The following is a 19,016-nucleotide window of genomic DNA, read 5'->3' as shown; positions in this document are numbered from 1 at the left end:
CCCCGGAGCAGCCCCGCGGCCGTCGGCGGGCCTGCGCACCGACGCCCTGGAACGGCTGCCCGTACGCTCCGCGCTGCCCGGCCTGCGGGAAGCCCTGGAGGAGCGCGGAACCGCGGTGCTCCACGCACCGCCCGGCACCGGAAAGACGACCCTGGTCCCGCCCGCGCTGGCCGGACTGCTGGCCGACGGCGCTCCGGCGCGCAACGTCCTGGTGGCGGAGCCGCGGCGGCTGGCCGCCCGGTCCGCGGCGCGCCGGATGGCGTGGCTCCTGGGCGAGCGGGTGGGCGAGTCGGTCGGCTACACCGTGCGCGGTGAGCGCCGGGTGGGCCCCCGTACGCGAGTGGAGGTGGTGACCACCGGCGTGCTGCTGAGGCGGCTGCAGCGCGACCCGGAACTGCCCGGCACCGATGTCGTGTTGCTGGACGAGTGCCACGAGCGGCACCTGGACGCCGACACCGCGCTGGCGTTCCTGCTGGACGTGCGGGCCGCCCTGCGGCCGGACCTGCGACTGGTGCTCGCCTCGGCGACGGCCGACACCGACGCCTGGGCCGAACTGCTCGCCCGGCAGGAAGGCGGCAGCCCGGCTCCGGTGGTGGCCGCCGAGGGCGTCGCACACCCCGTGGACATCGCACACGCCCCGCCGCCGCGGGACGTACGACCCCCGCACGGCACCCGCGTCGACCCGTCGCTGCTCGCCCACGTGGCAGCGACGGTGCACCGGGGGCTGGAGCGCGACCCGGACGGCGATGTGCTCTGCTTCCTGCCCGGAGTGGGCGAGATCGCGCGGGTGGCACGGCAGTTGACGGACCGGCTCGGCTCCGGGGCGGAGGTGCTCCAACTGCACGGACGGGCGCCGGCGGACGTCCAGGACGCGGTGCTGCGCGGACGCGACGGAAGGGGGCCGCGCCGGGTCGTCCTGGCCACCTCCGTGGCCGAGTCCAGCCTGACGGTGCCGGGGGTGCGGGTGGTGGTGGATTCCGGCCTCGCCCGGGAGCCGCGGATGGACCACGCGCGCGGCCTCGGCTCCCTGGTGACGGTCCGGGTCTCCCGGGCGACCGCCGTCCAGCGCGCCGGCCGGGCCGGGCGCGAGGGTCCCGGCGTCGCGCTGCGCTGTTGGGACCAGGCGGAGGAGGCACGCCAGCAGCGGTTCCCCTCACCCGAGATCGCGCTCGCCGATCTCACCGACTTCGCCCTCCAGACGGCCTGTTGGGGCGATCCGGACGCCCGTACGCTCGCGCTGCTCGACCCGCCTCCCGCGGGCGCGATGGCCGCGGCCCGCGACACCCTGCGGGCCATCGGCGCGGTGGACACCGAGGGGCGGGTGACCCCGCGCGGCAGGGCAATGGCCGGGGTGGGGCTGCACCCCCGGCTGGCTCGGGCCCTCCTCGACGGTGCGCGTCTCACCGGGCCGCGGCTTGCCGCCGAGGTCGTCGCACTCATCGCTGAGCCACCGCCCGCGCAGTGGGGCGCCGAAGTGTCGGCGGCGCTGCGCGAGGCCCGGCGGGCCGGCGAGCGGGACGCCTACGGTGGACGGTGGCGACGCGAGGTGCGACGGCTGCGGGAGGCGCTGCGCACGGTCCCCGTCGGCCGGGAGACAGGGCCCGACTCGTCCGAGGGCCCACCCGAGGGCCTGACCGAGGAACTCGCCGCGGGACTGGTGGTGGCACTCGCCCACCCCGAACGCGTCGCGCGCGGACGCGGCGCGGGCAGCTGGCTGATGGCCTCCGGCACCCGCGCCGAGTACGGATCCGGTGACGGCGGATGGCTCGCCGTCGCAGTGGCGGACCGGCCGGCGGGCGCGGCCACCGCGCGGGTGCGACTGGCGGCCGAACTGGACGAGGAACTGGCCCGGTTGGCCGCGGGAGCACTGCGACGGGAGTACACGGACATCACACTGGACGCCGACCGCGGCCAGGTGGTGGCCCGGCGGGTCGAGGCGCTCGGCGCCATCGAGCTGCGCAGTCGCGTCGAACCCGCACCCGAACCGGAGGTGGTCCGCGACGCACTGCGGACCCGGCTGCGCGAGCAGGGGCCGGACGTACTGCGCTGGCCCGAGGGCGCCGTACGGCTGCGGCAGCGGCTCGCCTTTCTGCACCGCGAACTCGGGCCGCCCTGGCCCGACGTCGGCGACGACGCGCTGGTGGCGGCGGTCGGCGAGCGGTTGACCGGCACCTCGCTGGCGAAGGTGGACGTGCACGCGGTGCTCAACTCGCTGCTGCCGTGGGCTTCGGGCGCGGCGGCGCGGTTCGAGGAGCTGGCCCCCGAACGCGTCGAGGTGCCCTCCGGCTCTCGGGTGCGGATCGACTACGGGAGCGAACAGCCGGTGCTCGCGGTGAAGTTGCAGGAACTCTTCGGCTGGGACGCCGCCCCGCGGATCGCGGGCGGGCGGGTGCCGCTGCTGGTCCATCTGCTCTCACCGGCCGGTCGGCCCGCTGCGGTGACCGCCGACCTCGCCTCCTTCTGGCAGCAGGGCTACCGCTCGGTCCGGGCGGAGCTGCGCGGGCGCTACCCGCGACACCCGTGGCCGGACGATCCGACGACGGCGCAACCGACCGGACGGGTACGGCGGCGCAGTTAGACGCCGAGACCCGGCGCGCATCCCACCGCCGCATGCACACACGCAGCGTCGGCACGCCCCGCGAGGGCACGCGTACTCCCGGCCCGGTCGCGCCCGGCGCCTGTTCACGGCGTGGGCGCGAGCTCCAGGCACGGTCGCGGCGGCCTGCACTCCGTGCCGAAGGCGGACCGCGTACGGGCGGTCGCGCGGGACACTCCCAACCTGCCGGCCGAACGTCCGCAGCGGGGCGGACGGGCGCCCCCGCGCGGGGCGGACGGGCCTCTCCCCCGGGCCCGGCACCGCTGGCCGACGCCGCTCGGCCGTCCCCACCGGGTGAGGACGGCGAGGCCTGGGCCTGATTCAGGGCCAACCGCCGTGCAGGGCGCCCGGATCGGAGGACAAGGCGCATCTCTCGCAAACAGACCGCGAGGGCACTGACCGGACGGCCCGACCGGTCAGCCCGTCCGGGCCGTCCGGGCCGTCCGGACGGTCGATTCCGCGCGGCCGAGCACGCGGACGTCCCGGCGTGACCTCAGTCCTGCCGTGGCCTCAGTCCCGGCGCAGCAGCGCGGCCCGGTCGGTGCCCGCGGTGGATCCGCCGCCCCCGCCGGAGCCGTCGTCCTCACGGCCCTCGTCCGGATCGCCCCCGCTCGGCGAGGGGTCGGGCTGCTGCGGTGCGTCGCTCTCCTCCTCGGAGGGGTCCTCCGGGTCGCAGGGGTCCTGCGGGTCGTCCGGGTCCTCGGGCTCGTCCGGATTCTCCGGGTCCTCGGGCTCGTCGGGGTCGTCGGTCGCGGAAGGCGTGGGGGTGGGGGTGCCGGTGGGGCTGGGGGTGGCCGTGGGGCTGGTCGACCCCGTCGGGGAGGTAGTCGGCCGCTCGGTGGGCTTGCCGGGCTTGCCGGGGCTGTCGGTCGCACCGGGCTTGTCGGGCCGCTGGCCCGCCGGCTTCGGCGAGGCGGGCCTCGACGGGTTCCCGGCGCCCGGGGAGTCGGGCAACGTGCCCTTGCCGTCCGGCACTTCATGGGTGCCCTTGCGGTAGAACTCCAGCCACGACAGCACCGTGCGCAGATACTCCCGCGAACGGTTGTAGCTGAGGATCGCGCGCTCCAGGTCCGCCGCTCGGGAGAGGTCACGGCCACCGGCGCACAGATAGCGGCCGGCGGCGAGCGCGGCGTCGTGGATGTTGTTGGGGTCGGAAACGCCGTCGTCGTTGCCGTCGGCTCCCCAACTCGCCCAGGTCGAGGGGATGAACTGCATCGGACCCACGGCGCGGTCGAAACGCTTGTCGCCGTCGAAGGCGCCGCCGTCGGTGTCCTTGATCAGGGCGAACCCGTTGCCGTCGAGGACCGGGCCGCGGATGGGACGCAGGGTGTTGCCGTCGCTGTCCAGCGCGCCGCCGCGGGCCTGCCCGGACTCCACCCGCCCGATTGCTGCGAGGAGTTCCCAGGGGAGGTTGCAGCCGGGGCGCTCGGCGGCGAGCTTCTTCTCCGCGTTGCGGTAGGCCGTGAGCACGGTGGCGGGGATGCCCGCGGCGCCGGCACCTGCACGGCCCGGACCACTGCCGCCCGGACGGTCCTTGCCGTCGGGTATCTCCGGGCTGTCGAGCGGCGGAAGCTCGGTGTGGTACGGCGAGTTGCCGTCGGCGGAGGTTCGCCCGTCGGTTGCGGGCTCCTCCGCCCCGGGCCCCGGGGCGCCGATCTCCACTCCCGGCGCCTGCGAGGCGGTGAGCGCCACCATCGCGGCGGCGGCGACCGCGGTCGCCGTCATTCCGGTACGAAGCTTTCGCCTGCCAACTGCCATGGGGCGCCCCCTCCTTGGCCTGCTGCCGACGCGGTCCGGTGATCGTGCCGACTTCCGGGCGAGCCTACGACATGTGTCCGACAACGAGAGCCGGAAAGTCCTGTGAGGTCCGCGGAGCCGGGACACGAGTCGTCAACGCCCCGCCCCGGGCCGGTGGTTGACCGCGCGCAGCGCCCGCACGCGCCCGCACACCCCCGCGCACGCACTCCATCCACACCGACCGGGCCGAGAACCTCGCCGCGCCGCGCACGGAACACACCACGCCAGCCCCGCACCACGGCACCCACACCGCACGCACCTCGCCGCACCCACGCACGCAGCGGCACAGGGCCGGGCAGCGCGGAACGCAGCGGCGGAAGCCGCCGCCGCTGCCGTACGTGCTCCGGCGCGGCGGCGGCACCAGCTCAGTGCGCGGCGGACTCCCAGTCGGCGCCGACGCCCACCGACACGTCCAGCGGCGCGCTGAGCGAGACCGCTCCGGCCATCTCCCGGCGCACCAACTCCTCCACGGCGGTCCGCTCCCCCGCCGCGATCTCCAGCACGATTTCGTCGTGGACCTGGAGCAGCAGACGGGAGTCGAGCCGCTCCGCGGTGAGTGCCTCCTGTACGCGGAGCATGGCGAGCTTGACGATGTCGGCGGCGGTGCCCTGGATCGGGGCGTTCAGCGCCATCCGCTCGGCCATCTCGCGGCGCTGGCGGTTGTCGCTGGTCAGGTCGGGGAGGTAGCGGCGGCGGCCGAGCATGGTCTGGGTGTACCCGACCGCCCTGGCCTCCTCCACGGCGTGCTGGAGGTAGTCGCGCACTCCGCCGAACCGCTCGAAGTAGGTGTCCATCAGCCGGCGTGCCTCGTCCGTGCCGATGCTGAGCTGCTGCGAGAGGCCGAACGCCGAGAGGCCGTACGCCAGTCCGTAGCTCATCGCCTTGATCTTGCGCCGCATCTCGGCGTCGACCCGGTCGTCGGGCACGGAGAAGACCTGGGAGGCGACCGTGGTGTGCAGGTCCTCGCCGGAGGTGAACGCCTCGATCAGGCCCTTGTCCTGGGAGAGGTGGGCCATCACCCGCAGCTCGATCTGGCTGTAGTCGGCGGTCATCAGCGATTCGTAGCCGCTGCCGACGACGAAGGCGCGACGGATGGCGCGGCCCTCGTCGGTGCGGACCGGGACGTTCTGGAGGTTGGGCTCGGTGGAGGACAGCCGACCGGTCGCGGCGACCGTCTGGCTGAACGTGGTGTGGATACGGCCGTCGTCGCCGACGGTCTTGATCAGGCCCTCCACCGTCGTGCGCAGCTTGGACTGCTCGCGGTGGCGCAGCATCAGGACCGGCAGCTCGTGCTCGGTCTGCCCGGCCAGCCACTGCAACGCGTCGGCGTCGGTGGTGTATCCGGTCTTGGTCTTCTTCGTCTTCGGCAGCTCCAACTCGCCGAAGAGCACCTCCTGGAGCTGCTTGGGAGAGCCAAGGTTGAACTCCCGCCCCACCGAGGCGTGCGCCTGGCGCACCGCTTCCTGGACGGCGTCGGCGAACTGCTGCTCCAGCGAGCGCAGCCACTCCACGTCGGCGGCGATGCCGGCGCGCTCCATTCCGGCCAGCACCGTCGAGGTGGGCAGCTCCATGTCGTGCAGCAGCTCCGCCGCCCCGACCTCGGCGAGCCGCTCGCTGAACGCCCCGCCCAGATCGAGCACCGTACGCGCCTGGCCCATCAGAACGTCGGCCTGGGCCTCCTCCTCCGCGCCCAGCGCCAACTGGCCCTCCGCCGGGGACGCCTGGGGCAGCTCGCGGCCGAGGAACTCGGTGCTCAACGCCTCCAGCGCGAAGGAACGCCGGCCGGGCTGGACCAGATAGGCGGCGAGGGCGGTGTCCATGGTGATGCCCGAGGGCCGCCAGCCGTGCTCGGCGAAGGCTCGCTGCACCGCCTTGGCGTTGTGCAGGACCTTGACTCTGCCGCTGTCCGCGCACCAGGCGGCGAACGCCGTCTCGTCCTCGGCGCTCAGCTGGGTCGGGTCGAACCAGGCCGCGGGCCCCTCCGAGGTGGCGAGCGCCACCTCGGTGACCGCGCCCGCGCCCAGACGCCAGCTGTCCACGCTCATCAGACCGAGCGGGCCGGTGCCGAACTCCCCCAGCCAGCCGGCCAGCTCGCCGGGCTCCAGCACCCGGCCGTCGATCTCCACGCCCGCGGCCGGCGGGGCGTCCGCCTGCTCGGCGGCGCCCGGATCGGCCGCGAACAACCGCTCCCGGAAGTTGGCGTGGCGGAACTCCAGCGAGTCCAGCAGACCCCGCACCGCCTCCAGGTCGTACGGGACCCGCTCCAGCTCCAGGGGGCCGCAGGGCAGCTCGATGTCCTTGACCATCTCGGTCAGCCTGCGGTTGCGCATGACCGACTCCAGATGGTCGCGGAGGTTCTGGCCCGCCTTGCCCTTGACCTCGTCGGCCCGCTCGACCAGCTCGGCGAAGGAACCGAACTGGTTGATCCACTTGGTGGCCGTCTTCTCGCCGACGCCGGGGATGCCGGGGAGGTTGTCCGAGGGGTCGCCGCGCAGGGCCGCGAAGTCCGGGTACTGGGCAGGAGTCAGGCCGTACTTCTCGTGCACCTTCTCCGGGGTGAAGCGGGTCAGCTCCGACACGCCCTTGGTCGGGTAGAGCACGGTGGTGTGCTCGGACACCAGCTGGAAGGCGTCCCGGTCGCCGGTGACGATCGAGACTTCGAACCCCTCCGCCTCGGCCTGCGCGGTGAGCGTGGCGATGACGTCGTCCGCCTCGAAGCCGTCGACGGCGAAGCGGCGCACGCCCATCGCGTCCAGCAGCTCACCGATCAGCTCGACCTGCCCGCGGAACTCGTCGGGTGTCTTGGAGCGGTTGGCCTTGTACTCGGGGTACTCCTCCGAGCGCCAGGTCTTTCTGGAGACGTCGAAGGCGACGGCGAAGTGGGTGGGGGCCTCGTCCCGCAGGGTGTTGGACAGCATCGAGGTGAAGCCGTACACCGCGTTGGTCTGCTGGCCCGTGGTGGTGGAGAAGTTCTCCGCGGGCAGCGCGAAGAACGCCCGGTAGGCGAGCGAGTGCCCGTCCATGAGCAGCAGCCGCCGCACATCCGTCGGGCTCGGGGTCTGCGTCTGGTTCGATGCTGTCTTTGCCACGTCGCCGATCCTCCCACGCGCCACTGACAACGCGGTCCGCGCAGCGGCCGGCTCGCTCCCGCGACCGCTTCGCGGCAGCCTCACGACCGACGAGCGACCGCCGCGAACAGCCCCCGCACCAGGGCCCGGTGGCAGGATGGAGGCATGAGCAGCGACAGGCGCAAGGCACCCGAGACCGACCCCGCCCAGGACGCACCGCGGGTCGGCTCACCGCAGCACGCGGCAGCGGGCCTGCCCGCCGTCGGCCACGCGCTGCGGATCGGCGAACGGCAGATGGGCGTCAGGCGGACCGCGCGCACGCTGCTGCGCGTCAACCAGAAGGACGGCTTCGACTGCCCCGGCTGTGCCTGGCCCGAGGACGACAAGCGGCACGCCGCCGAGTTCTGTGAGAACGGCGCCAAGGCCGTCGCGGAGGAGGCCACCACGCGGCGTGTCTCCGACGGGTTCTTCGCCGAGCACTCGGTCGCCGACCTCGCCGAGCGCTCGGGCTACTGGCTCGGGCAGCAGGGCCGGCTGACCCGGCCGATGCTGCTCGCCGAGGGCGCCGACCACTACGAACCGATCGGCTGGGACCGGGCGTTGCAGCTGATCGCCGACGAGCTGCGCGCGCTGGGCTCGCCGGACGAGGCGGTCTTCTACACCTCGGGCCGCACCAGCAACGAGGCCGCCTTCCTCTACCAGCTCTTCGCCCGTGAGTTCGGCACCAACAACCTGCCGGACTGCAGCAACATGTGCCACGAGTCCTCCGGTTCGGCGCTCTCCGAGACGATCGGGGTCGGCAAGGGCAGCGTCCTGCTGGAGGACCTGTACCAGGCCGAGTTGATCATCGTTGCCGGCCAGAACCCCGGCACCAACCACCCCAGGATGCTCACCGCGCTGGAGAAGGCCAAGCGCGCCGGCGCCCGGATCATCACCGTCAACCCGCTGCCCGAGGCGGGGATGGAGCGCTTCAGGAACCCGCAGAACGCACGCGGGCTCCTCGGCAGGGGCACGGCGCTCACCGACCTCTTCCTCCAGATCCGCCTCGGCGGCGACCAGGCCCTCTTCCGAATGCTCAACAAGCTCGTCCTGGACGCGCCGGACGCCGTGGACCGGGGGTTCGTGGCCGAACACACCCGGGGATACGAGGAGTTCGCGGCGGAGGCGGCGGGGGCCGACTGGGCGCAGACCCTCCGGGCCACCGGGCTTCGGCGCGCCGAGATCGAGGCGGCGGCCGAGATGGTGCTCGCCTCCCGCCGCACGGTGGTGTGCTGGGCCATGGGTCTCACCCAGCACAAGCACTCGGTCCCCACCATCCGGGAGATCGTCAACTTCCTGCTGCTGCGCGGCGACATCGGCCGTCCGGGCTCGGGCGTCTGCCCGGTGCGCGGCCACAGCAACGTCCAGGGCGACCGCACGATGGGCATCTTCGAGCGCCCCGCGCCCGCTCTGCTGGACGCGCTGCAGCGGGAGTTCGGGTTCGAGCCGCCGCGCGAGCACGGGTACGACACGGTCCGGGCGATCCGGGCGCTGCGGGACGGCGAGGCGAAAGTCTTCCTCGCCATGGGCGGCAACTTCGTCGCAGCCTCGCCCGACACCGCGGTCACCGAGGCGGCGATGCGCCGGGCGCGGCTGACCGTGCACGTCTCGACCAAGCTGAACCGCTCCCACGTGGTGACCGGCGCGCGCGCACTGATCCTGCCCACACTCGGGCGCACCGAGCGCGACACCCAGCGGGCGGGCGACCAGGTCGTCACCGTCGAGGACTCGATGGGCATGGTGCACGCCTCGCGGGGACGGCTCGACCCGGCGTCCGCGGAGCTGCTCTCCGAGCCTGCGATCGTCGCGCGGCTGGCGCGCCTGGTGCTCGGGGCCGAGAGCCGAACGCCGTGGGAGGAGTTCGAGGCTGACTACGCCGCGATCCGGGACCGCATCGCGCGCGTCATCCCCGGCTTCGAGGACTTCAACGCACGGATCGCGGTGCCCGGCGGCTTCACCCTTCCGCACGCCCCCCGCGACGAGCGCCGCTTCCCCACCCCCAGTGGCAAGGCACACTTCACCGCGGCGGGAGTGGAGTATCCGCGGGTGCCCGAAGGGGCGCTGCTGCTCCAGACGATCCGCTCGCACGACCAGTACAACACCACGATCTACGGCCTGGACGACCGCTACCGCGGTATCCGGGACGGCCGTCGGGTCGTGCTGGTCCACCCCGAGGACGCGCGCGAACAGGGCGTCGAGGACGGCTCGTACGTCGACCTGACCAGCGAGTGGCGCGACGGCAGCACGCGTACCGCCCACCGCTTCCGCGTCGTCCACTACCCGACCGCGCGGGGCTGCGCCGCCGCGTACTACCCGGAGACGAACGTGCTGGTGCCGCTGGACTCCACCGCGGACACCAGCAACACCCCGACCAGCAAGTCCGTCGTCGTACGCCTCACCCCTGCCCTGCCGGCGGCGGAGGGCCAGTGATAGGACGGTTGCCGGACACACCAGGCACCGCCGCCCGCCGCCACGGGCGCGGGCACGCGAACGGAGACGACAGCCATGGGTGAGAGAGCCGCCACGCGCTTTACCGACGAGGTACTGGAGCAGTGGGCCGATGTCGGCGTCGATCTGCCCGCCCTCTTCTCCGCCGGAGCCCTCGGCAAGCGGATGGGCGTCGAGGTGCTGGAGGCGGATCCGGAGCGGGTCGTCGGCGTGATGCCGGTGGAGGGCAACACCCAGCCCTACGGACTGCTGCACGGCGGCGCCTCGGCGGTGCTGGCCGAGACCCTCGGCTCGGTCGGGGCGATGCTGCACGGCGGCCCGGGGAAGGTGGCGGTCGGCGTGGACCTCAACTGCACGCACCACAGAGGGATTTCGTCGGGCCGGGTGACCGGCACGGCCACCCCGGTCCACCGGGGCCGCAGCACGGCGACGTACGAGATTGTCGTCACCGAGGAGACCGGGAAGCGGGTCTGCACCGCACGGCTGACCTGCCTGCTGCGCGACGCCCCGAAGCAGAGCTGACCGTCCGAAGCAGAGCTGACCACCGGCGGCAGAGCTGACCGCCCGAAGCGGACGCCCGGCCGCGCCGCGGGTGTCGGCCGGGCGTCCGCCGCGGGGAAGCGCACGACGCAGGCCGGCACCCGAGCCCGGGCACCGGCCTGCGTCTTCGCTCGCGGGCTGCCGCTACGCGCCCTCGCCCAGGTACGCCGCGCGCACCCGGGGGTCGGCGAGCAGCGAGGACGCCTCGTCCGCCATCGCGACCTCGCCGGTCTCCAACACATAGCCGCGGTCGGCCAGTTGGAGCGCCTGGGAGGCGTTCTGCTCGACCAGCAGCACCGTGGTGCCCTGCTCGTTGATCTCCTTCAGGATGTCGAAGATCTGGCGCACGATGAGCGGTGCGAGGCCCATCGACGGCTCGTCGAGCAGCAGCAGTTCGGGCTTGCCCATCAGCGCTCTGCCGATGGCCAGCATCTGCTGCTCACCGCCGGAGAGTGTGCCGCCGAGCTGGGTGCGCCGCTCCTTGAGCCGAGGGAACAGGGTGTAGACCCGGTCCATCTCCTCCCGGTCGGGGGACTTGAAGCGGTACGCCCCCATCTCCAGGTTCTCCTTGACCGTCATCCGGGGGAACACCCGCCGGCCCTCGGGGACATGGCCGATGCCGAACCGCACCAGATCGTGCGATTTGATGCCGTCGACGCGCTCGCCGTGCAGGAGAACCTGGCCCTCGCGGGGGGCCAGCATGCCGGAGGCGGCACGGAGCGTGGTCGACTTGCCGGCGCCGTTGGCACCGAGCAGAGCGACGACCTCGCCCTCGTACACCTTGACGTTGATGCCCTTGAGCGCCTCGATGGCGCCGTAGTACACACGCAGGTCACGGAGTTCGAGCAGCGGGGTGCCGGTGCGCTCCGAGCCCGCGGGCTCCTTCTTCAGATCAGCGGCGCCACTCATGCCCGCTCCTCCCCAGACTGCTTCTCGCCGTCCTCGGTACCGGTGGACGGGGTGTCGGCGTCCGGTTCGGCGGATCCGCCCGAACTCTTCGGCGAAACCGGGCCGTCCGGCGCAGGTCCGGCAGCGTGCTCCTCCTGCTCGGCGACCATCTCCGCGACGGCCGCGGTGTCCTCCTCGGCGACCGCGCCGAGATAGGCCTCCACCACCGCCGGGTCCTGCTGGACCTCGGTGGGGCTGCCCTCGGCGATCTTCTTGCCGAAGTTCAGCACCATCACGCGGTCCGCCACGGACATCACCAGGCGCATGTCGTGCTCGATCAGCAGCACGCTGACGCCCAGGTCCCGGTTGATCCGGCGGATCAGCTGCTCCAGCTCCAGCTTCTCCGTCGGGTTGGTGCCGGCGGCAGGCTCGTCGAGGAGCAGCACCTGCGGGTCGGTCGCCAGTGCCCGGGCGATCTCCAGCCTGCGCTGGTCGCCGTAGGACAGCGCGCCGCCCAGTTCGTTGAGCTTGTCGACCAACCCGACGAAGGAGAGCACCTCGTGCGCCTTGCGGTCGCTCTCCTGCTCGGCACGGCGTGCGTTCGGCAGGCCCAGCATGATCGACACCGGTCCGGCCTTCAGCCGGGTCTCCGCCGCGATCTTCACGTTCTCCAGCGCGGTGAGCGCGCCGAAGAGGCGGATGTTCTGGAAGGTGCGGGCCACTCCGAGCCGGCTGACCAGGTGCGGCTTGCAGCCGCGCAGCTCGTGCTCTCCACCGCCCTCGGGCCGGTAGCCGATCCGGCCCTCCTGCGGAACGTACGCACCGGTGAGGGAGTTGAACAGCGAGGTCTTGCCGGCGCCGTTCGGGCCGATCACGGCCAGCACCTCGCCGCGCACCATCCGCAGCTCGACGTCGTTCAGGCTGGTGACGCCGCCGAAGCGCAGCGTCACGCCGGAGGCGTCCAGTACGAGGTCGCCGTCGGCCACCGCGCCACCAGCCCTGCCCGCCTTGCTCTTGCCAAGGTCTGTGGTCATGAGTGCTTGCCTCCCGTCCCGGTAGCCTCGGCTTCGGCTTCGGCGCTGCCCGTTTCGGCCATCTTGAGCTCACGCTGTCTGCGCTTGGAGGGGATCACACCCTGCGGCCGGTAGATCATCATGATCACCAGCAGCGCGCCCAGGTACATGTGGCGGTCCTTGGGGTCCACGTAGTCCCGCAGGAACTCCGGCAGCCACACCAGGAACGCCGCGCCGAAGATCACGCCGGGCAGCGAGCCCATACCGCCGAAGATCACATAGGCGAGGACGAGGATCGACAGCAGGATGACGAAGTTCTCGGAGTTGATGTAGCCGACCTTGCTCGCGTAGGCCACACCCGCCAGACCGGAGGTCGAGGCGCCGATCGCGAAGGCCATCAGCTTGTAGCGGACGGTGTCCACGCCGGTGGAGGCCGCCGCGATCTCGTCCTCGCGGACCGCGGTCCACGCCCGGCCGACCTTGGAGTGCTCCAGCCGGACGAAGAGGAAGACCGTGATGGCGGCGAAGGCCAACAGCACCCAGTAGAAGGGCATCTGGTCGACGATCCGGAACTCGTAGCCGCCGATCTCCCAGCGGTCGACCTTGACGCCACTGGTACCACCGGTGACGTCGTTGAGGTTCTTGGCCGTGAGGTAGACGATCTCGTGGAAGCCGAGCGTCACGATGGCCAGATAGTCGCCGCGCAGTCTCAACGTCGGTGCGCCGAGCAGCAGTCCGGCGACCAGGCAGGTGATGACCGCCAGCGGGATCACCGCGAAGTTGTTCAGCTCGATCGGCGGTGCGACGGGCAGTGCGCCCGTCCAGTACGCCGCGCTGTAGGCGCCGATGGCGAAGAAGGCGATGAAGCCGAGGTCGAGCATGCCCGCCCAGCCGATCACCACGTTCAGGCCGATGGCGACCAGCACGAAGATCATCACCTGGTCGACCAGCACCGTCTGCCAGTACCGGTCGAGGCCCATCGGGCCCCAGACCGCCAGGGCGGCCACCGCGGCCATCAGCGCCCAGCGGAGCCGGGGCTGGCCGGCGAGCAGCTGCTTGATCTGCCCGAGGGGACCGTCGACGAGGGTGCCCTTGGCCTGCTTCGCCGTGGCGCCGGCCTGCTTGACCGGCTCGGAGAAGAACTCCCGCGCCACCCAGATCAGCAGGGCGATCCCGACGTAGACCCAGAGGCCGACGCCGGTGAGGTTCTCCTTGATCGCGTAGAACGGGTCGCTGTTGGTGCCCTGGACGCCGGTGACCATCGCCAGCAGCAGCGCGAGTGCGAGCAGCCCGCCGAGCCGCTGCCAGCGCGGCTCCTGGTACCAGCGCACCTGCCGCAGCCGCTTGGCCGCCTGGGCGTTCATCGTCTGGTTGCTCATGCCGTCCTCCCCAGACGCTCACCGAGAAGACCGGTCGGACGGAACATCAGGACCAGGACCAGTACGGCGAAGCCGGCCACGTACCGCCAGTCGTCACCCCAGAAGAAGACGGTCATGGTCTCGACGACGCCCAGCAGCAGTCCACCCAGCATCGCGCCGCGGACGTTGCCGATACCGCCGAGCACGGCGGCGGCGAAGGCCGTGATCCCGGGCAGGAAGCCCATGGTGTAGACGACCTTGCTGTTCACGCCGAAGAGGAAGCCCGCCGCGCCACCGAGCAGACCGCCGATGACGAAGGTGCGGGAGACGACCTTGTCGATGTTGACGCCCATCAGCGACGCCACCTCGGGGTCCTGCGCGACCGCGCGGATGCCCGAGCCCAGCTTGGTGCGGTTCACCACGTAGTCGAGACCGACCATCATGGCCACCGCGGAGAAGACGATCAGCAGGTGGGTGGTCTTGATGTCGGTGTCGAAGAGCGTGAAGACCGTCTCGTTGCTGTACATCTGCGGCATCGCGACGGAACTGCGGTCGAAGAGCTTGCCCGCGAGGTTGTAGAGGAAGAAGCTCGCACCGATCGCGGTGATCAGAAAGACCAGCCGTGGCGCGTTGTGTTTGCGCAGCGGTCTGTAGGCGACTTTCTCCAACCCGTAGGCGACCGCGGCTCCCAGTGCGGCTCCGGCCGCCATGCCGAATGCCACGTAGAGCACCGACTGCATTCCGGACGGGTTCACCACGGGGGTCCAGGCGGTGAGCGCGAGGACTCCGCCGAAACCGCCGAACATGAAGACTTCGCTGTGTGCGAAGTTCAGAAGCTGGAGCACACCGTAGACCAGGGTGTACCCGATGGCGATGACGGCGTAGAGACAGCCGAGCACCACCCCTAGGACGAGATAGCCCCAGAGCTCGTTAAGGGACATCGAACTGACTTCCTTGTGGGAAAAGAAGGTCGCGGGCCCGCGTTGGTGCGCGGCTTGCGACCTGGGGGAAGCGTGCGGACCGGAGCCGGGATGGTCGCGGGAGGGGACAGCGAGATCCGGAGCGGAGACACGGAACCGGCGCGGCGCGTCGCTGCGCCGCGCCGGTCATGTGGGCAGAGCCCTGGGTCAGCCCTTGGTCAGATCGTCGATGCTGCCCTCGTACTCGATCTTCTTGCCGTTGACCTCGTACATGTAGACGGTCTGGTTCCGGAACTCACCCTTGTCGTCGAAGGAGAACTCCTTGGTGAGACCCTTGTACTTGGTCTTCTTCAGAGCCTTGAGCAGCGTGTCCGAGTTGATCTCGTCGAGTTCGGCCATCTCCGAGATGATCATCTTGGTGACGTCGTAGGACTCGGCCGAGTAGGTACCCGGGGCGCGCTTGAATTCCTTCTCGTACTTCTCGGCGAACGCCTTGGTGGCGTCCTCCTCGTTCGGGTCGGTGCAGGGGCACGTCAGCTTCCAGCCGTCCGCCGATCCGCCGGCCAGCTTGATGAACTGGGCGTCGTTGGTGCCGTCGCCCGACATCTTGATGCCGTCGAAGCCGGCCTCGTCGAGCTTCTTGGCGAACGGGCCCGCGTCCTCGTAGTAACCCGCGTAGATCATGGCGTCGGCCTTGGTGTTCGCCACGCGCTTGGCGGCGGCACTGTAGTCCGGCGTCTTCTGCGGGGTGGACTGGCGCTGGGCCTTGACGCCGGCCTTCTTCAGCTCGGCGATCGCGACGTCGGCGAGGCCGACACCGTAGTCGGTCTTGTCGTCGACGACGACGACGCTCTTGGCGCCCTCGGAGGCGAGATACTTCGCCATTCCGGCGCCCTGGGCGGAGTCGTTGGGGACGGCGCGCAGGAAGGAGCCGTAGCCCTTCGTCGTCAGGTCCGCACGGGTGGCGGAAGAGGAGACCGCCGGGACTCCCTCGTCCGCGTAGTACTCGGCGGCGGTGTCGGCGGGACCGGAGAAGGCCGGGCCGACGACGGCGAGGACTTCCTCGGAGAGCGCTGCCTGGGCGGCGGAGGTCGCCTTGTCCGGCAGGCCCATGTCGTCCGCGGCGAAGTACTCGAGCTTGAACTCGTAGTCGCCGGAAGCGTTCGCCTCGTCGATGGCGAGCTTGATGCCGTTCTCCATGTTGACGCCCAGCTGGACGTTCTCACCGGAGAGGGGCCCCTGGAAGGCGATCTTGTAAGTGCCGTCGGCAGAACCGCTGTCATTGCCGCAGCCGGTCAGTACCAGAGCCCCCACTGCCAACGGTGCAGCTATCTTCATGAATCTCTTGTTGAGCACTGTGGAACCCCCTGGATCCAGCCCAGAACGTGGACGAACGCCGCAGAATCGGCGTCGCAGAGCCGCACGTCCGTACGGCTGGGTGGGAATCTATGTCCTGGAACACAGCTCACCTAGGGAACGGTCACAGATGTGATCCCCCTGTGACCTGTGCCATGTGCCGGAAACAGGACGGTCCTTACCGCTGACCGAACGAAACACATGATCGATTGTGTCCGGCGACAGAGCGCGACAAACCGCGCAATCCACAGCGGGCCACCACCGTCGACCCGGCGGTGTCGCACAGCGACCCCGGCCGGACGCGCACACAGTCCGCAACAGACCCGAATTCGCGACCCCTTGCGGGCAGGCGCGCAGGCGCGCAGGCGCGCAGGCAGAACCCTGCGGCTAGCTCTGCTTGCGGCGCTCCTCGCCGTCCTCGATGACGGCCTCGGCGACCTGGCTCATCGACAGCCGGCGATCCATGGAGGTCTTCTGGATCCAGCGGAACGCGGCCGGCTCGCTCAGCCCGTACTGGGTCTGGAGCACCGACTTGGCACGGTCGACGAGCTTGCGGGTCTCCAGCCGCTGGGAGAGGTCGGAGACCTCCTGTTCCAACGCACGCAGCTCGGTGAAGCGCGAGACAGCCATCTCGATCGCGGGCACCACGTCGGTCTTGCTGAACGGCTTGACCAGGTACGCCATCGCGCCGGCGTCGCGAGCGCGCTCCACCAACTCGCGCTGGGAGAAGGCGGTGAGCATCAGGACAGGCGCGATGGACTCCTCGGCGATCCGCTCTGCGGCCGAGATGCCGTCGAGAACGGGCATTTTCACATCGAGGATGACCAGATCCGGGCGGTGCTCGCGGGCCAGCTCGACGGCCCGCTCGCCGTCACCGGCCTCACCGACAACCGTGTACCCCTCCTCCTCCAGCATCTCCTTGAGATCGAGTCGGATCAGGGCCTCGTCCTCGGCGATGACCACCCGCGTGGTCTGCGGCGGAACGTGCGCCTCGGCACCCTGGTCGGTGTCGGCCGGCACATGGGGCTCGGGGGCGTCAGCGGCGCTCACGGTGGTTCCTCGCTCTCGGGCAGATCAGTGCTCCACGAGCCTACCTAGCTGATGTAGGTTTGAGTCACGGCGGGTAGCTGTTAGCCTTGCTTTCCAAGGAAGCCCCGGTAGCCCAGCGGTAGAGGCAATGGTCTCAAACACCATCCAGCGTGGGTTCGAATCCCACCCGGGGTACTTTTCCTTCATTCCGAAGGCAAAAACCGACGACGCTTGATCTTCGTCCCTTCCGCGGACGGGCCGTACGTCGGCTGTGGCCGCCCTGCCTTCCCACCCGCGCCCCAGTGCGCCATCCACCACCGCTGTCCGGCCAACTCCTGTGCGCGGCCGGGGAGTTGACCCGGCCGAAGGATCCCCGAGCTCAGTCGGCCTCGCCCGCGGAGTGCGGCTCGCCCAGATGGTGCACCCGCACCAGGTTCGTCGTACCGGACACCCCGGGAGGCGAGCCGGCCGTGATGACGATGGTGTCGCCTGCCTCACACCGCCCGATGCGCAGCAGCTGCTCGTCCACCTGCTGCACCATCTCGTCCGTGGTGGCCACCTCGGGACCGAGGAAGGCCTCGACACCCCAGGTCAGACAGAGCTGCCCGTGCGTGGCCGGGTCCGGGGTGAAGGCGAGCACGGGGATCGGCGAACGGTAACGGGCCAGCCGTTGCGCGGTGTCGCCGCTCTTGGTGAAGGCGACCAGGCAGCGCGCCCCGAGGAAGTCCCCGATCTCCGCCGCGGCGCGGGCCACCGCACCGCCGTGTGTACGGGGCTTGCTCTCCGCCGTCAACGGGGCCAGACCGTGGGCGAGTTGGTCCGCCTCGGTGGCCGCGACGATACGACTCATCGTCGCCACCGCCTCGGCCGGATACTTGCCGATGCTCGTCTCCGCCGAGAGCATCACCGCGTCGCTGCCGTCCATCACCGCGTTGGCGACGTCGGACGCCTCCGCACGCGTCGGACGCGAGTTGTCGACCATGGACTCCAGCATCTGGGTCGCCACGATGACCGGTTTGGCGTTCCGGCGCGCCAGCGCCACCAGCCGCTTCTGCACCGCCGGCACCGCCTCCAGCGGCATCTCGACGCCGAGGTCGCCGCGCGCGATCAGCAGTCCGTCGAAGGCGGCGAGCACCTCCTCCAGATTCTGCACGGCTTCCGGCTTCTCGATCTTCGCCAGGACCGGACGGCGGACACCGGCCTCGTCCATCACCGTGTGCACCGCGCGGACGTCCTGCGCGCGGCGCACATGCGGCATCGCGACGAGGTCGAACCCGGCACCCAGCGCCCAACGAAGATCGTCGGCGTCCTTCTTGGTCATGGCGGGGACGCTGAGCGCAACTCCCGGCAGGTTCAGCGGCTTGTGGTCGGAAACGATGCCGCCGGTGACCACCCGGGTCCTGATCCGGGGGCCCTCCACCGCCGTGACGTCCAGCACCACCCGGCCGCCGTCGACCAGGACGCGGTCCCCGGCCGAGACGTCCTCGTGCAGGGTGTGGTGCGTGGTGCCGCAGTGCGTGTGGTCGCCCCTGGTCTCCTCGGTGGTGATGGTGAACTCGTCGTCCGCGTCCAGGAGTACGGGCCCGGAGTCGAAGGTGGTGAGCCTGATCCTCGGCCCCTGGAGATCGGCGAGCGTGCCCACGGTGCGCCCCACCTCGGCCGCGGCGGCACGCAGATGCCGGTACCTGGTGTGGTGGTCGGCCAGGGTGCCGTGCGCCAGGTTGAACCTGGCAACATCGAGGCCCGCCTCGACCAGCAGCCTGATCTGCTCATAGGAATCGGTGGCCGGACCCAGGGTGCAGACGATCTTTGCTCCGCGCATGGCTGGACCCTATGACTTACCGGCTGGTACACGGCTATCGGCAGAAGTGGCCCCGACGTCGGAGAGCTGAAGTCTCGTCGCCAACTCGCCCCCGGGCCGGCCGAGTTGCCGACCCGGCCGGATGCACGTCGCCCGCCGCGCC

12 protein-coding genes and 1 tRNA gene are annotated in these 19,016 nt (G+C 71.1%); 4 read left to right on the top strand and 9 right to left on the bottom strand.

The annotated features are described in order from the left end of the window. Positions 1-31 precede the first annotated feature (31 nt). Positions 32-2,578 carry an ATP-dependent helicase HrpB gene (gene hrpB / locus JGS22_RS18895; RefSeq protein WP_216815097.1) on the top strand — a complete coding sequence of 849 codons (2,547 nt, stop codon included), beginning with the start codon at positions 32-34 and terminating at the stop codon, positions 2,576-2,578. A 528-nt stretch (positions 2,579-3,106) separates the two neighbouring features. On the opposite strand, the gene JGS22_RS18890 is transcribed toward hrpB, so the two are convergent. Then, a complete protein-coding gene (locus tag JGS22_RS18890) occupies positions 3,107-4,354 on the bottom strand; it encodes a lytic transglycosylase domain-containing protein (RefSeq protein WP_216815038.1) in 1,248 nt (415 codons plus the stop codon). Between the two features lie 404 nt (positions 4,355-4,758). Continuing rightward, positions 4,759-7,482: a DNA polymerase I gene (polA, locus tag JGS22_RS18885; RefSeq protein ID WP_216815037.1), complete on the bottom strand. Its 2,724-nt coding sequence runs from the start codon at positions 7,480-7,482 to the stop codon at positions 4,759-4,761. A 144-nt stretch (positions 7,483-7,626) separates the two neighbouring features. On the opposite strand from polA, the gene JGS22_RS18880 reads away from it, so the two are divergent. Both JGS22_RS18880 and JGS22_RS18875 read left to right on the top strand, forming a co-directional pair. After that, positions 7,627-9,930: an FdhF/YdeP family oxidoreductase gene (locus JGS22_RS18880; RefSeq protein WP_211042299.1), complete on the top strand. Its 2,304-nt coding sequence runs from the start codon at positions 7,627-7,629 to the stop codon at positions 9,928-9,930. A 75-nt stretch (positions 9,931-10,005) separates the two neighbouring features. Beyond that, a complete protein-coding gene (locus tag JGS22_RS18875; RefSeq protein ID WP_211042300.1) occupies positions 10,006-10,470 on the top strand; it encodes a PaaI family thioesterase in 465 nt (154 codons plus the stop codon). Between the two features lie 162 nt (positions 10,471-10,632). On the opposite strand, the gene JGS22_RS18870 is transcribed toward JGS22_RS18875, so the two are convergent. From JGS22_RS18870 to JGS22_RS18845, 6 genes are all read right to left on the bottom strand, one after another. After that, entirely contained in the window at positions 10,633-11,397 is a 765-nt protein-coding gene (locus JGS22_RS18870) for an ABC transporter ATP-binding protein (protein WP_211042301.1), read from the bottom strand. After that, the gene (locus tag JGS22_RS18865) at positions 11,394-12,410 is read right to left on the bottom strand and encodes an ABC transporter ATP-binding protein (RefSeq protein ID WP_211042302.1); all 1,017 of its coding nucleotides are present in this window, start codon (positions 12,408-12,410) and stop codon (positions 11,394-11,396) included. The genes JGS22_RS18870 and JGS22_RS18865 overlap by 4 nt, the downstream gene beginning before the upstream one ends. After that, complete coding sequence (locus JGS22_RS18860; RefSeq protein WP_211042303.1) at positions 12,407-13,768, bottom strand: branched-chain amino acid ABC transporter permease; 1,362 nt, start codon at positions 13,766-13,768, stop codon at positions 12,407-12,409. The genes JGS22_RS18865 and JGS22_RS18860 overlap by 4 nt, the downstream gene beginning before the upstream one ends. After that, positions 13,765-14,688 (bottom strand): branched-chain amino acid ABC transporter permease, encoded by a 924-nt coding sequence (locus tag JGS22_RS18855; protein WP_211042304.1) that lies wholly within the window; start codon positions 14,686-14,688, stop codon positions 13,765-13,767. The genes JGS22_RS18860 and JGS22_RS18855 overlap by 4 nt, the downstream gene beginning before the upstream one ends. 186 nt (positions 14,689-14,874) lie before the next feature. Next, positions 14,875-16,005, bottom strand: a complete 1,131-nt coding sequence (locus JGS22_RS18850) for a branched-chain amino acid ABC transporter substrate-binding protein (protein WP_236073205.1) — start codon at positions 16,003-16,005, stop codon at positions 14,875-14,877. A 405-nt stretch (positions 16,006-16,410) separates the two neighbouring features. Further along, positions 16,411-17,073, bottom strand: a complete 663-nt coding sequence (locus JGS22_RS18845; protein WP_216815036.1) for an ANTAR domain-containing response regulator — start codon at positions 17,071-17,073, stop codon at positions 16,411-16,413. A gap of 101 nt (positions 17,074-17,174) precedes the next feature. Here JGS22_RS18845 and JGS22_RS18840 point away from each other — a divergent pair. Beyond that, positions 17,175-17,247 (top strand) — tRNA-Leu (locus tag JGS22_RS18840). A gap of 184 nt (positions 17,248-17,431) precedes the next feature. On the opposite strand, the gene pyk is transcribed toward JGS22_RS18840, so the two are convergent. Then, positions 17,432-18,874 (bottom strand): pyruvate kinase, encoded by a 1,443-nt coding sequence (pyk, locus tag JGS22_RS18835; protein WP_216815035.1) that lies wholly within the window; start codon positions 18,872-18,874, stop codon positions 17,432-17,434. Positions 18,875-19,016: the final 142 nt, after the last annotated feature.

Source organism: Streptomyces tardus (assembly GCF_018101125.2).
Classification (GTDB): Bacteria; Actinomycetota; Actinomycetes; order Streptomycetales; family Streptomycetaceae; genus Streptomyces; species Streptomyces tardus.
This window is presented reverse-complemented; position numbering and strand designations above follow the sequence as displayed.

Excerpts from the sequence above, each read along its gene's own strand:
- JGS22_RS18860 (WP_211042303.1), bottom strand. The coding sequence starts at position 13,768 with ATGAGCAACCAGACGATGAACGCCCAGGCGGCCAAGCGGCTGCGGCAG.
- JGS22_RS18865 (WP_211042302.1), bottom strand. The coding sequence starts at position 12,410 with ATGACCACAGACCTTGGCAAGAGCAAGGCGGGCAGGGCTGGTGGCGCG.
- JGS22_RS18870 (WP_211042301.1), bottom strand. The coding sequence starts at position 11,397 with ATGAGTGGCGCCGCTGATCTGAAGAAGGAGCCCGCGGGCTCGGAGCGC.
- JGS22_RS18875 (WP_211042300.1), top strand. The coding sequence starts at position 10,006 with ATGGGTGAGAGAGCCGCCACGCGCTTTACCGACGAGGTACTGGAGCAG.
- JGS22_RS18880 (WP_211042299.1), top strand. The coding sequence starts at position 7,627 with ATGAGCAGCGACAGGCGCAAGGCACCCGAGACCGACCCCGCCCAGGAC.
- pyk (WP_216815035.1), bottom strand. The coding sequence starts at position 18,874 with ATGCGCGGAGCAAAGATCGTCTGCACCCTGGGTCCGGCCACCGATTCC.
- JGS22_RS18850 (WP_236073205.1), bottom strand. The coding sequence starts at position 16,005 with ATGAAGATAGCTGCACCGTTGGCAGTGGGGGCTCTGGTACTGACCGGC.
- JGS22_RS18855 (WP_211042304.1), bottom strand. The coding sequence starts at position 14,688 with ATGTCCCTTAACGAGCTCTGGGGCTATCTCGTCCTAGGGGTGGTGCTC.
- JGS22_RS18890 (WP_216815038.1), bottom strand. The coding sequence starts at position 4,354 with ATGGCAGTTGGCAGGCGAAAGCTTCGTACCGGAATGACGGCGACCGCG.